Raw genomic sequence first — 14,325 nt, forward strand, 5'->3', positions numbered from 1 at the left:
AAACAATGCAATATCTCTTTGATCATACTGTTTTGCTACAAGATACCACCCGAAATAATTTTGGAGATATCTCAGTTTATTATGACTTGAAAAACCAAAACTACCGCAGCAGCCAGAAAGCCCAAAGGACTACTATTGCAGCCCTCGAAGCCCGGGGAATCAACTACCTAACGGACAAAATAGTCGTATCAGGTAGGTTCAGTTACGCAAAATCCTGGGAAGACAGTCTAGCCTATTTTTTAGGCGGATTGGACGACAATCGTATTCCAGGCTATTTTTACACGCCAAAAGCCGGAAAATTTGAACGCCAGACCTATGATGCCCAAGCACAATTGGGTTACAAGCTAGACCAGCATTGGCAAGCCGGTATACAGGCCAACTACACACATCACTGGGCAACACGATCAGTAGATCCCAGAATGGAGCATTATAGCATGAAATTTCTATTAAAACCAAGCTTATCGTATGTAAGCGGCAGCCAGCAGCATTTTTCAATCACGGGTATATGGGGCTACGGTAAAGGAAGGACAGATCTTTCCTACAAAAATCAGAAATTAAATCAAGGTATCTCCTATCCCGAATATCACTATTTTTCAAGTTTTGGATATGGCTCAATCAAAGCACTTGATTCCGCATCCATTCAACAATACGATCGCTATCGCGGACTAGAATTAGCGGGCACATTAAACAAACCCCAATGGATATTATACTGGTCCGCAAGTTATTTACAACGCAAAAACGAGAATACAAACGATGTACGTCATCTGCAAGACTATCTGGTTAAGCAGACGTTCGACCTTGATCAAATTGCTATAGATCTGCTCTTTCGGGACAAACGCGTCAACGGTAATCTCGTACGTTTCAGATTAACCAATGAGAGTGGACAGGATGGAATTTATCATAAAGGAAGCAATTACTTCTTGACGCGCTGGAATAGCAGTCTGCTTTACAGTAAAGCGTTTTCGTCACTCACCAGCACGCCCAAGGAAGTTGGTATTTCTATAGAAAGTCTTTACGACAAACGCGACGATGCGCTTACAGCACTCGCAGAACGAAGCTGGATAGCCCTTTCCTTGCCCTTATCTTGGACAAAAATCGGACAATCTAATGATCGGTTTCGATTACAGTTTACCCCTTCTTACCGACTTAAGTTAACAAACAGTCTACAAATACCAAGCGGTCAGTTGAATTCATTTACAGCAGGTATTGCTTATCCCGAATTCTACTATTATGATACCAATGTGCTCGGCATACAGACAAGGCTATCTTATCTGACGAGCAAAATATGGCGTACGGCAAGGACCTCATTTTTTGTCGATTTCCAATTTGAAGCTTCAGACAACTCAAGCCCAAAATTAATGGAAGGCACAACAGCCTTTCGCGGCAAAAATACGAATTTGCGCATGGGAGTCAATTTCTATTTATAAAAGAGAGAATAATGAATAAAAGTATTGTGTTAGTAACGTTGGCATTAGGAGCGATTCTTTCCTCCTTTGTCTATTCACAGCAAGAAGAATTACGTCAGTTATACACGCGACCTCTAGGGGAATGGCCGATTCCCACCATTGACCCCGGTGTAAAATGGACAGAATTTAAATCACTTCCAAAAGTTGATTCAACCTATTTTGCCCTTATGGAACGTCCCGATGTCAAATTGGGTAAATTATTGTTTTTTGATCCTATCCTGTCCGGGAGCAATCAGATTTCCTGCAGCAGTTGCCATAATCCGCAAACCTCATGGGCAGACAAACTAACGGTCCCAGTCGGCAACGACCATATCGAGGGACAGCGCAACACGCCTTCCCTGTTAAATGTTTATGCCCGTAAAGCCCTGTTTTGGGATGGCCGTGCAGGTTCTTTGGAAGAGCAAGCATTAGGGCCTATAGAGGCCCATCACGAGATGAATATGGACCTCACAAAGCTCATCCCAAAGCTTAAGTCCATCCCATCCTATAACAAACTTTTTGAAGCAGCATTTGGAGAAGCTGAATATTCGATGCCCGAAGTACTAAAAGCCCTGGCCGCATTCCAGCGTACACTTAGCAGCAGAAGGAGTCGATTTGACGAATTCCTGGATGGCAACTATAAGGTTTTAACTGATCAAGAAATCCGAGGTCTACATCTTTTCCGTACCAAAGCCCGTTGCATGAATTGTCATAATGGACAGTTTTTCACGGATAATTTATACCACAATATAGGCTTGACCTATTACAAGCGAAAGTTTCAAGACCTTGGACGTTATGAGATAACAAAAGATCCAAATGATGTCGGTCGCTTTCAGACACCGTTCCTCCGAGATGTGATGAATACCGACCCATGGATGCATAACGGATTATTTTGGAATATGACCGGATTATTAAACATGTACAACAGTGGAATGCAAATGAATTCAGCAACAGCCGAGCAGAAAGCAAAAGATCCACTTTATCCAGTCACAGATCCCTTGATGCAGCCCCTGCATTTGAGCAAGTCAGAGATCAAAGACATTGAAGCTTTCTTGCACGCTATTACTGCAACAAGTTATCGTATGAGACGCCCAGAGAGTTTACCTCGTTAAAAGTATGGGCTAAAAAGTAATGATTAAAGGCAATGAACGTACTTATCCAACTTCCACCGATACAGCAATCATTTACATCAGCAAACTCCCTATTAGCGCACAATGATATAATTAGCGATAACATCAGTCGCAATTCCTTCAAGTAAAACCGCTAATTCACCATGCTTACATAGCAATTATTAAGAAAGTAAAAGCCTTCCTTTAATTGGGAAGGCTTTGATATATTTAACTGGGCAAATATCTTCTAATACGAAATAGTAATTGGAATCGACTTAAAAGTACTCATATTAAAAGTGGTATTTTTATATAATATAACGAGATTGTACTGACCAGATTGCCATTGTCTCTCACCAGAAATCTGACTGCCCAAACCATCTTTCTCGGCACCGATTAAAATATCATCACCGCTTATCGTACCATTGACCAACTTATAGGTATTGACTTTTGATGCTGGCCCCAGGTCTTTATGCTCCACTTTAGATATAATTATAGCCTTCGTCAAGTCAAGTTTATCAACCGTTTCAGGAAAATGATTCAGCGTTCGTCTGATCAATGCTGTATATAAAATACCATCACCTTGGATCTGCTTGATCTGCGCACGTGCCGTAAACTTATCTCCTTTTTTGAAAAGCAGTGGATCCTCTACATAGGTATTCATATAGTATACCATATCATCGTTTCGTGAGAAAATATCACGGTCCACAATCGGGTCAACAGGCATATTAGCCGCATCGAAGATCTGAAAATCTTCCTTTAACTCAAGCTTTGATCCATTAACATCATTGACAACAAAGAAAAAATCAAATTTGCCCTCAGGCGCTTCCAATGGAATGGTAAAATGCTTATGCACATTGGCATTTTTTAATCCCTTAAACTCTTCCCAAGCAATTTCCATTTTCCATGGCGATGAATAGGTCAGCCCTGCCTTAAGCAGAATTTTGACTTGAACAGACTCGATTTTATCTCCAGCAAGAATATCCGCATTAAAGTGAAAATCCCGCCCTCGGATTGCTTGCTTATTATTGGCATAGCCAATTTCTACATTTTCTGCTTTTGGCGAAACGACCTCAGGTGCCTCCCCTTCTTTTTTACAGGATACAAAAAGCCCAGATACCAGCATAAATGCCAGGATAATTTTTATTGGTTTGATCATTTGGTATAGTATTTATTATTGCAATATAGTTGCAAATATAATAAAACTAACACAAAAGCAATACAGTTGCAATATCAAAAAGATATAATATTCTGGCTACTTGCTTTAGATTGATACCTTTTACCATTTGCTGTTATCACCGACCAATTTGTCTCAAAGTATCATCATATTGTCTCAACTGACAGGGCCTATAAAGCTAATGCTGTACATTTAGTGTTCATATCACACCAATTATATGCAGTATCTTGAATTTGAATATATCCATCTTATCTGGGGCCGACAGCTGACATCGACCATCCCACAAAGGGCCTGTCAAGCTCTTTTATCTTAAACAACCAATATTCTTTAATAAACATTAGCACATGAATTTTAAAATCAACAGTTTTAAAGTGGCTACTAAATTATTGCTATTCAGCAGCAGTTTTTTTGCTGGAGCCGCTTATGCGCTACCCCATGCACCCTATGTGCAGGAGGTTCAGACCACAGTCAAGGGCAGTGTTAAGGACCAACAGGGCAATCCCATAGTTGGTGCCACGGTCTCTGTGAAGGGCAGCAATCTACGGACTTCAACCGACGCCAATGGTACATTCACCCTGACTAACGTGGAGCAAAATGCTATCCTCGTCGTTCGAATGATCGGCTTTAGCTCTAGGGAAATCACGTATACGGGTGGTTCCAGTTTGAATGTACAACTGGTATCTGACACGCAGCAGCTCGAGGAGGCTGTTGTGGTCGGTTATGGCTCCCTTGACAAAAAAGAATTGACCAGCGCCGTATCGAGCATCAAACAGAAAGACATGGTCGCAGGAGCTGTCTCTCCCCTTTTGGCGATCCAAGGAAAAGTTCCGGGGCTCAGTGTCATCTCCACCAATGGAACCGATCCCAATGCTGGTATCTCCTTGCAATTGCGCGGTGTCAATTCGGTAAACGCCACACAGGGACCCCTAGTGGTTATTGACGGTGTTCCTGGTGGTGATATCAACTCCGTTGCGAAAGAAGATATCGAATCTATTAACGTACTGAGGGATGCCTCCGCTGCCGCGATTTACGGAACACGTGCCTCCGGTGGCGTAATCCTAATCACCACAAAAAGACCACAGGTTGGAAAGGCACAGGTAAATTTTACTTCGGAATATTTTGTCGAATCCATCCGCAAACGTCCCAAAGTCCTCTCGGCAGAAAAATTTGTCGAATATGGCCTCGGTGAAGACCTTGGACATCGCACCGACTGGTATGATGAGGTTACCAACAATAATCCATTCAGCCATCGGCAAGTCGCAAACATCAGTGGTGGTTCCGAAAACGCTAATGTCTATACTACCTTTACCAAGCGCGATGCCAAAGGAATGGCGATCACCTCAAAGCGGGATGAAATCGGCGGACGGATCAATAGTGCCTTCAAATTTTTCGATGGCTTTGCAGAGTTGAATACCAATGTAAGCTACAACCAGGTGAAAGCATTTGGCTCCAATGGAGATATCTTTAACAACAATGACATTTTTAATATGGCCCTGGTGATGAATCCGACCGAAACACCATACGATGCCAATGATGTCAGTGGCTACAACGTACTGGAAGGTGGTTACGATACCTGGAATCCCGTGGCCGAAGCACGTCTCCGCAGCGATGAAAAGCAATTCAAATACCTGTTGGCAAATGCGACCTTAAAGTTAAACCTCACAGAACATCTGACCACCAGTGCGACCATCGGGATAAAGAACAACAGCGAACACGGCAATTATTACCGATCGGCACAACATCGCATTTCTCGGGAGAACAATGTGGACGGATTTGCCAAGCAATATTATAGCCGGTTCAATGACCGCGTCTTTGAATGGACCGCCAACTATACAAACCGCTGGGCCGCGCATTCCTTGAATGCTGTGGCGGGCTATAGCTACCAGGATTTTAACGGACAGGGATTTTCTGCCGAAAACTCTAATTTCCCCGTTGATGGTATTGGGGAAAACAATATGGGTACAGGAACCTATTTACCGGATGGACGAGCGGGCATTGGATCCTGGAAAAATCCCTGGGTCAAGCTTGCCGCCTTTTTTGGCCGTGTCAACTACTCCTATTTGGATCGCTATATTCTGACCGCAACGGCACGTTACGAAGGATCCAGCAAATTTGCGCCTAAAAACAGATGGGGATTCTTTCCGGGACTTTCCGCAGGCTGGCGGGTTTCTCAGGAACCTTTCCTACGGGATGTCAAATTTATCAATGACCTTAAATTACGTGCGGGCTACGGAGAAACGGGCAATGAAGGTTTTGATGCCAAAGTTGCCACGCGGATGTATAGCGCCGACACCTGGTTTTTGCAGGATGGAAAATGGTTCAGAACCTATGGTGTGATGCACAACCAAAATCCAAACATCAAGTGGGAAGTCAAAAAAGAATACAACCTTGGTTTAGATTTCACTGTACTGAACAACCGTTTAAGTGGCCGTTTTGACATCTACAAACGGAAGATCGACGATCTGATTTATGACATCAGCGTTTCCCAACCGCCGGCGATCCACGATAAAACTACCATGAATGTGGGCAGCATGCAAAATACAGGATATGAATTTGAACTGAACTTTAAAGCCGTAGACAATGATCATTTCAGTTATACCACCAGCATTGTCGCTTCACATAATAAAAGCAGGCTCAACACCTTATGGGGCAGTCAAACTTTTACCGACCGAAAAGACTTCCCGGCTCCCGGTTCGCCAGGGTCGGCAGTAAGGCTATATCCGGGTGAGGATATTGGCCAATTCTTCCTCTGGAAATTTGCAGGCTTTACAGATGATGGCTATTGGAAGCTTTATGACAAGGATGGAAATGCCTTTGATGTGCGAGACCGTAACAAGACTGTGGGCGACAAGTCTTTTGTCGGCAATGCGATTCCTACATTACAACTCTCCTGGAACAACCAATTTACCTATAAAAACTGGGATGCAAGTATCTATATGCGTAGCTGGATCGGCCACGATGTGTTCAATATGATCAATATGTACTACAGCCTACCCAATGTAAAAGGACAGAATGTGCTGGAAGAAGCATACGACAAACATAAAAATATCAAAGGAGAAAAAGAGCTAAGCGATTACTGGTTGGAAAAAGGCACTTTTTTAAAGGTTGACGCGCTGAATATCGGTTATCGTTTTAACCAAAATTGGATCAAACCATTGAAGTCGATGCGAATCTATGCCACTGCACGCGACCTTTTTGTGTTTACAAACTACAGTGGCCTGGATCCCGAAGTCAATATCAATGGCCTCGAACCTGGTTTTGAGGAGCGCAATGTCTATCCAAAGACAAGAACCTTTATGATGGGTTTACAAGTAAATTTTTAAAGCGAGCAAACATGAAAAAATACATTTCCATAGCAACATTATCCGTAGCATTATTGCTATCAGGATGTACCAAATTGGATCAGGAGTTTTATAGTTCGGTCACGCCGGACACCTTTTTCAAAAGTGAGAAAGACATCAAGGCAGCCTTATTTAGACCATTTACCCATGCGAAGTGGTATATGGGCGAAGATCGCTGGCGCCTTCAGGAATATACGGCCGACAATTTTGCCATTACCACCAAGGGCCGGCATTGGTACAATGGTGGCGAGAATGAGCGCTATCATTACCACCGTTGGACGGCGGATGACAATTGGATTTGGGGAAGCTGGCGCGGAACCCTGATGGGTGTTGCCCTCGCACTGGATACAAAGAGCGATCTGAGCAAATTAGACTACGGCAAATTTGCCCTGAGCGACGAGCGGAAAGCAGCAGATCTCGCACAATTGGATGCCTTGATCGCCTATTTTTATCTACGTGGATTAGATTATTTTGGCGGTATGCCTATTTTCGAATCCCTAGACCAAGAGTCACTACCGCGCAATAGCGATCAGGAACTTTTTGCCCATATCGAAAAGCTGCTCAAGGCTGCGATTGAAAATCTTCCGGCAAAGAAGTCCGGCGACAAGGAAGAAGGCGCGATTCGAAAAGCTGCGGCTGCAGCCATGCTGGCACAGCTCTACTTCAATGCAGAAGCCTATATTGGTAAAGCCATGTACGCTGAAAGCCAAAAATTGGCACAAGATATTGTCAATAAAGTCTATGGCGACTACAGCTTGGATACGAAGTGGAACGGGGTACATGGATTTAAAAACAATGAATCGCCCGAGATTATCTGGTCTATGCCTTCGGAATTCAAGATGCTGGAGTACAATTGGTTTTATGCAGACTTCTATCACTACAACACGAAGCAATTCTTTGCACAGGATATGGGCGGGAATAATGGCGCTCACCTGACGCCATCCAAGAAACCTAATGGCTCAAGCTACGGTGTGGACTTCAAGTTAGGTTCACCTTTTGAAACCTTCGACCAAGGCGATCTCCGCAAAGCACCTTACGTCTATCACGGCTCGGACCAATATGAGGGTATGTTTATTGTTGGCCCACATAAAACACCTACTGGCGAAGCTATTCTTGGCGGTGAAGAATACAAGGACAAGCCTTTGAACTTTGTAGACCAAGTGGGTCGTTTTTCGGAAGTTGGCCCCGGAAAAAAATACAGTTCAATCGATCAACTACCCTCTAAAATATCGGAAGGCGAGGAAAACACAGGCATACGCCTGGTGAAAGTACCGATTCCAAATCTGGCCAACAATACCTTACGCTGGGGAGCCGATATGCCGATTATCCGACTGGCAGAAGTTTACTATATGCTGGCCGAATGTGATTTCAGATTAGGGAACAAGGAAAAGGCTACGGAACTATTCAATGCTGTCCGAAAAAGAAACTTTGTCAATGCAGCCGATCCTAATCCCGTGACTAGCGCCAATATTGACAAGTACCGTATTCTGGATGAATGGAGTATTGAGTTTTTAGGGGAAGGTCGGCGACGTACAGATCTGATCCGATGGAAAGCTTTTACTACGGAAAAGTGGTGGGATCATAATCCAAGTACTTCCGCACATCTGAATCGCTTCCCAGTGCCCAACCAGGCTATTGCTGGCAACAGCAATCTGGCACAAAATCCGGGTTATTAAAATTGACAATAAAAAAAGCCAGCCTGCGATTGCACACGCAGGTTGGCTTTTTTGCGATAGACTTACTTGTCTAATGCTATAAAAACAGAATTCTGAGAACGGAATTCCGGCACAATATCTTTCACCAGCTGTACTAATTTCATTTTATCATCATTCGGATCAGCTGTTTTGGCGAGCGCACATAATTGCTCAATTCTCGCTTTTTGTAACGCAAGATCTGGGGTATTGACCTTCGCAATCATAATCTTCTCATGATACGTCTTTTCGGTATTCTCTCCATTCGCCAGAAGCTCCTCAAAAATCTTTTCACCAGGGCGCAGGCCTACGATCTTAATATCAATATCTTCTGGATAGCTATACCCTTTCAGTCTTATCATCTGTTTTGCGAGATCTATAATCTTAACAGGCTCACCCATATCAAATACAAATATTTCACCGCCTTTACCCATTACCGCAGCTTCCTGTACCAATTGGCAGGCTTCAGGTATGGTCATAAAATAACGGGTTATATTTGGATCGGTAATTGTCAACGGTCCCCCTTTAAGCATCTGCTTTTCGAAAAGTGGAATTACCGAGCCATTGGAACCCAACACATTGCCAAAACGCGTAACGATAAAATTGGTTTTGGAATTCATATTGACTGTTGATATCGCAATCTCGGCCACACGTTTGGTAGCGCCCATTACATTCGTCGGATTCACAGCTTTATCCGTTGATACCATGACAAATTTAGCGACTTCATATTTATCTGCCAACAAAGCTACATTGTACGATCCCCATATATTCGTTAGAATCGATTCGTAGGGATTCGCTTCCATTAAGGGAACATGTTTATACGCAGCTGCATGAAAGACGTAAGTTGGTCTGTAAAGCTGAAATAGGGTTTCCATAAATAGTGCATCCCTGACATTTCCTACTATAAATAGGCAACGTCCAAAATTTGCAGATGAACTCAACTCCTGTTGGATATCATATAAAGAAGATTCAGCTTGATCTACAACGATAAGCTGTTTTAGATCAGTATGCGCGAGCTGACGTACGAGTTCTCCACCAATAGAGCCGGCCCCTCCGGTTACCAATACGATTTGCCCCTTCATTTCTGCAGCAATGGTAGGATTGTCCACATCGATCGCCTTCCGTCCCAATAAATCTTCAATCCGCAGACTTCGGATCTGTCTGGTGGCCACCTCGCCCGCTAACATACGTGCAGTATCAGGGATAATTTTAACAATTAAAGGAATCGGTTCAGCCAGTTTAAATATTTTACTCAAGCGTTCGGGCGTACGATTATCGATAGCCACAATAAGCTCAGCTGCATTTCCATGCCGTTGCACAAACTCTTTGTTTAGTTCATTAATATCGTGGATCTTAAAACCCTGGATCCGGTTGCCGATACGATGTGGATTATCATCTATGATAGCCACAATACGATATTTGTTACGTGATGTTGTATGAATAAAATGAAAGGTTGTATTGCCCATATTTCCTGCACCAAATAAGATAACAGGAATACGGTTGTCTTTATTACCCCACATCAGCTCGTGGTAGAGCGCCCGATAAAGCACGCGGCTGAAGGTCATACCGAAACCGACAATCAATGCATGAAAAAGAAGCTGTGTATCAGAGAAAGGAAAAGCGGCATCTAAGAACGAAGGTTGTGTCCACTCTAATACTTTACATACGATGACTGATAAAAAATAGGCCATTACAATCGCTAATGCCATACGTTGTAATTCACGGATTCCGGTTTTATGGATAACACCTTTAAATGTTCCCAGCGAAATAAAACAGATCAGATATATCGTAGATACCAATATGAGCTGTATACGCAAGGCGTCGACCTCCACCCCGCCCCTGTGCTTAAAAATGAGTATGTAGCTAATCAAAAATGCTACACCTACAATAATCATATCCAACAACAGAATGACCCAACGAGGCTTGTTGATGGACAAGCCTTCCCTCCATAAATTACTCATTAAAAAAATGTTAAGTTCCCTTTCAACGTTTAAGTCTTCGCAAAATTACCAAAATAAATGGTATAAATACGTTAAAAGTTCTCCCTCGATATAGGAGAACTTTCGCGGTGTGTATTAAAAGAAATATTAATCTTTAAAAATCCAGATAAATACTTTCATCGACTACCTTTTTCTCTGGCCATAATCGTTCAGGATAATGTCCGTCTTCAATTAACCGATGAATACTTTGTTGGACTTCTTCCTTGTCCTCTTTATAAGTTACACCAAACCATTTCGCATCGGTAGGAAGTACCGAAAAATTGGCAATACCCTGCTTGACCATATAATCCGGCAAATCAGGGATAAAAAATTCCGCTTTTGGATTCTCATGGTTTTTCTCTACAAAATCAGGGAACAAGCTGCGTGCAATCTCAAATATTTTGGGCGTAAATCCCCAGAAATTCATTGAAACTCTTGTTTCACTAGGCAAGGCAATTTCTGCTTCATCTTGTGCATAGACAATATCTTGATTTTTTCGATAGATGTTTGTTCGTTCAGTAACACTCTGCAAATGATTTGTAGTATTTACTTCACAAACACCACGCGAGACGTAGCCAAAGTCGGAAAGGGTATTACCGACTTCAAATCCGACGAGTGCCATCTCTTTATCATCCGCTCGCTGTGTTAAAAAATTAGCCATTTTTTGAAAGGCATCGTAGCCATAGAAATCGTCTGCATTGATCACACAAAATGGTTTATCCACTTCATACTCTGCACTCATTACTGCATGACCTGTTCCCCATGGCTTTTGCCGTTCAACGATTCTATCAACTCCAAACTTTTTCAGGTCAAAATTCTGATAAGCATAAGCGACCTCGACAGATTCAGGAAGTTTTGCACCAACATTTGATTTCATGATCTCTAAAAATTCTTCCCGAATGACAAATACGACCTTTCCGAATCCAGCACGAATGGCGTCATAAATGGAGTAATCTATTATTTTTTCGCCAAATGGCCCGAAGCTCTCCACCTGCTTAGCCGAACCATAACGGCTCGCCATACCAGCGGCCAATATAACCAGAATAGGTTTTTGTATATTATCAATACTGTTCTTCATTTCTATTTAAATGTGATGTTTATCCTGCGTTTGCATCCAATAGCAATATTGGTACCAGCTTTATAATTTTCCATATTAATAAATAATAAATTATTAAACAAAAGCGAGCTTTTCTTTATATCGAAAAGCTCGCTTTGAACAAAATAGATTATATTGCTTTACAATTTCTGTTCCGTTTCTTTTTCTTGGTTTTGGCTCTGTGAAGTTTTACCATCACCGGACTTATTTCCTTCCAGTTCTTCGGCTTTTACCCCTTTTGGATTGCTCCATAATTTCTTCTTATAGGCATCCAGTTTCTCTTCCACTTTTTTCCCATCTAGCTGCTGTCCACCATTTTCTGTTTCTTTGAGGTTCTGCAACATGCCAGGCGAAGATTCACGCACGATGGTACTGGCAAATTTATTCTGAACAAAGAAATCATCCATGGTCATATCGTAGAGTCCCTTATCCGGATCAGAAATATCTATCTGGATAAGGCTATACCGCAACTGTGGGAAATAAAGCCAAAATGCAGGAGTCGCGCCGACCGATTCCGCTAATTCTGCAGAAGTTGTAATATTCATTAGGGGCGCAACACCGATAATCCGCGTTTCCAGTCTGCTGCGTTGTTTATCAAAAAATATGTCCTCTTTAATTCTAAATTTAGTCACCCGTGCAGGATCAAACTCATTCAATGCCATTTTGGAATCAATCTGATTTCCTTCACCATCAAAAATAGGTACAAGCACGCTATCTGCGAAACGAGCCATTCCTTCCTGCGCACTTAATCGGCCCTTAAAGGAATCGTCATCGGGACTATAGAGGGAAAGTTTTCCTTTTTCAATCGCCTTCATGACAACCTCGATCAAAGAATTGCCAGGAATAGCAAGAATATTGTTTTTTTCGTCCTTTAAATCAATATCTCGCCATACACGTTTGTAAAAGCGTATATTTTTTTTGTTTACCTCAGGATAAGCGAAAGGAACAGCATCCTCCATATTATTTGCCTGATAGAATCCATCAGTTAACGGGATTGTATCCTGAATTACTTCTCCTGATGTTATAGGATTACCTGAATTAACATTATTTAAAATGTTTTGATTCTTGGGGACTGTATCTATTGTTGTCTCTTGTTGAGCAAACAATGACCCAACTCCGAAAGTCATCGCCGCTATCAATACTATTTTTGTTTTCATTGTTCTCGATTTTTGGATTTTAAAACAGGAAATTAATACTTACGCGTTTTGCTTTGTACAGTAGGCATTTCAAAGGCCGACATGACACAACGGAAACCGATGTACGAATGCGGTTCATAGTCTACCGAATAATTACGCGTTTCGCTATTTAACTGCTCTCCATTATCTTTCCATGAGCCCCCGCGGACCACTTTCCGTTTCAATGCATCTCCATCTTTAGCATCTGCATCATAAAGCAACGCAGGATTTAAGTCGTTGACAAATACAACCGCAGATGGGCTATAGGCATCCAAGGTCCATTCGGAGACATTTCCCGCCATATTATAAACACCAAAAGCATTTGGCATATACGATTTTACGGGCAGTGTGAATGTAGCGCCATCACGTGAATAAGTTCCTTCCCCTTGTTTAAAGTTGACAGCCAATTTTTTCTTACCTTCTGTTCCATCAATTGTCATACGTGATCCTGCGATCGTATCCTGTGGATCCAATTTGCCCGAAGCCGCATATTGCCATTGCGCTTCGGTTGGCAAGCTTAAACTCAACTGATAACCGTTTAGATAAGAATTCTTAAGTACTGTAGCGGCCATCTCGTTTGCACGCCAATCGGTAAAGGCACGTGCCTGCCTCCAGGTTACACCAACGACAGGGTAATAGTCAAAAGAAGGATGCGTAAAATAGTTGGCATCCAAAGAAGCAAGCTGCGCATTTGGAAAATCTTTTGTCCAGATATCCTCAACAGGCATTACGGCAACCGAATCAGTCACGTATTTCTTTTTCACATTACCTTTAGACTGCAGGTATGAAAAACGGTATTTAATCGTTTCAGGATTAAGGGCCCTTCTATTTCCATGCATTTCAAGCATAGGAGCAATGCGTTCTTGAATACTTGGATCATTGCTTTTCCATATTGGAGATATCTTTTTGACTTTTGCCCAATTGATACGCTTTTGGCCAACCTGTTCACCTGCTATTTCCAAAAAGTATTGATCATCATTTAAATAATCTGTTACTGCGACGGAATCGGCAACCCAATTTACAAATTCGCGATACTGCTTATTCGTCACTTCGGCTTCATCGATAAAGAAAGCACTCACACTGACATTCTTACCCACATTGCCACTATCGAGCGATCCTTTAAAAAGAATTGTCCCAGAAGGTACGTATACCATTCCCGGAGGAGCTGGAAGCTTTCCGCCTCTAAAAGCATTCACTTTTGGAGCCTTATAGATAGCTGAATTTGATTTACAGGCAGAGAAGCCAATTATAATAGCAATAGCTAGCAGACCAAATAGTTGATTTTTGGAAATTGCTCTATATATATTCTTCATGT

General features: G+C 42.3%; 9 protein-coding genes. 4 read left to right on the top strand and 5 right to left on the bottom strand.

What is annotated here, in order from left to right; genetic code table 11:
• Positions 1-5: 5 nt before the first annotated feature.
• Positions 6-1,427, top strand: coding sequence for a DUF6850 family outer membrane beta-barrel protein (locus HS960_RS19785; protein WP_182330472.1), 1,422 nt, complete (start codon positions 6-8; stop codon positions 1,425-1,427).
• A gap of 11 nt (positions 1,428-1,438) precedes the next feature.
• On the top strand, positions 1,439-2,557 hold the full coding sequence (locus tag HS960_RS19790) for a cytochrome-c peroxidase (RefSeq protein ID WP_182330473.1): 1,119 nt from the start codon (positions 1,439-1,441) through the stop codon (positions 2,555-2,557).
• Positions 2,558-2,801: 244 nt separating this feature from the next.
• Here the strand turns inward: HS960_RS19790 and HS960_RS19795 are convergent, their stop codons facing one another.
• On the bottom strand, positions 2,802-3,710 hold the full coding sequence (locus HS960_RS19795) for a DUF4625 domain-containing protein (RefSeq protein WP_182330474.1): 909 nt from the start codon (positions 3,708-3,710) through the stop codon (positions 2,802-2,804).
• A 362-nt stretch (positions 3,711-4,072) separates the two neighbouring features.
• On the opposite strand from HS960_RS19795, the gene HS960_RS19800 reads away from it, so the two are divergent.
• Both HS960_RS19800 and HS960_RS19805 read left to right on the top strand, forming a co-directional pair.
• Entirely contained in the window at positions 4,073-7,051 is a 2,979-nt protein-coding gene (locus tag HS960_RS19800) for a SusC/RagA family TonB-linked outer membrane protein (protein WP_182330475.1), read from the top strand.
• An 11-nt stretch (positions 7,052-7,062) separates the two neighbouring features.
• Entirely contained in the window at positions 7,063-8,745 is a 1,683-nt protein-coding gene (locus HS960_RS19805) for a RagB/SusD family nutrient uptake outer membrane protein (protein ID WP_182330476.1), read from the top strand.
• A 62-nt stretch (positions 8,746-8,807) separates the two neighbouring features.
• Here the strand turns inward: HS960_RS19805 and HS960_RS19810 are convergent, their stop codons facing one another.
• The 4 genes from HS960_RS19810 to porK form a co-directional block, all read right to left on the bottom strand.
• On the bottom strand, positions 8,808-10,721 hold the full coding sequence (locus tag HS960_RS19810) for a polysaccharide biosynthesis protein (RefSeq protein WP_182330477.1): 1,914 nt from the start codon (positions 10,719-10,721) through the stop codon (positions 8,808-8,810).
• Positions 10,722-10,854: 133 nt separating this feature from the next.
• The gene (locus HS960_RS19815) at positions 10,855-11,817 is read right to left on the bottom strand and encodes a nucleotidyltransferase family protein (protein ID WP_202883706.1); all 963 of its coding nucleotides are present in this window, start codon (positions 11,815-11,817) and stop codon (positions 10,855-10,857) included.
• Between the two features lie 158 nt (positions 11,818-11,975).
• Positions 11,976-12,992 (bottom strand): type IX secretion system ring subunit PorN/GldN, encoded by a 1,017-nt coding sequence (porN, locus tag HS960_RS19820; RefSeq protein ID WP_182330478.1) that lies wholly within the window; start codon positions 12,990-12,992, stop codon positions 11,976-11,978.
• Positions 12,993-13,024: 32 nt separating this feature from the next.
• Positions 13,025-14,323: a T9SS ring complex lipoprotein PorK/GldK gene (gene porK / locus HS960_RS19825; RefSeq protein WP_182330479.1), complete on the bottom strand. Its 1,299-nt coding sequence runs from the start codon at positions 14,321-14,323 to the stop codon at positions 13,025-13,027.
• Positions 14,324-14,325: the final 2 nt, after the last annotated feature.

Origin of the sequence: Sphingobacterium paramultivorum (assembly GCF_014109745.1) — a bacterium.
GTDB classification, from domain to species: domain Bacteria; phylum Bacteroidota; class Bacteroidia; order Sphingobacteriales; family Sphingobacteriaceae; genus Sphingobacterium; species Sphingobacterium paramultivorum.

Excerpts from the sequence above, each read along its gene's own strand:
- HS960_RS19785 (WP_182330472.1), top strand. The coding sequence starts at position 6 with ATGCAATATCTCTTTGATCATACTGTTTTGCTACAAGATACCACCCGA.
- HS960_RS19790 (WP_182330473.1), top strand. The coding sequence starts at position 1,439 with ATGAATAAAAGTATTGTGTTAGTAACGTTGGCATTAGGAGCGATTCTT.
- HS960_RS19795 (WP_182330474.1), bottom strand. The coding sequence starts at position 3,710 with ATGATCAAACCAATAAAAATTATCCTGGCATTTATGCTGGTATCTGGG.
- HS960_RS19800 (WP_182330475.1), top strand. The coding sequence starts at position 4,073 with ATGAATTTTAAAATCAACAGTTTTAAAGTGGCTACTAAATTATTGCTA.
- HS960_RS19805 (WP_182330476.1), top strand. The coding sequence starts at position 7,063 with ATGAAAAAATACATTTCCATAGCAACATTATCCGTAGCATTATTGCTA.
- HS960_RS19810 (WP_182330477.1), bottom strand. The coding sequence starts at position 10,721 with ATGAGTAATTTATGGAGGGAAGGCTTGTCCATCAACAAGCCTCGTTGG.
- HS960_RS19815 (WP_202883706.1), bottom strand. The coding sequence starts at position 11,817 with ATGAAGAACAGTATTGATAATATACAAAAACCTATTCTGGTTATATTG.
- porN (WP_182330478.1), bottom strand. The coding sequence starts at position 12,992 with ATGAAAACAAAAATAGTATTGATAGCGGCGATGACTTTCGGAGTTGGG.
- porK (WP_182330479.1), bottom strand. The coding sequence starts at position 14,323 with ATGAAGAATATATATAGAGCAATTTCCAAAAATCAACTATTTGGTCTG.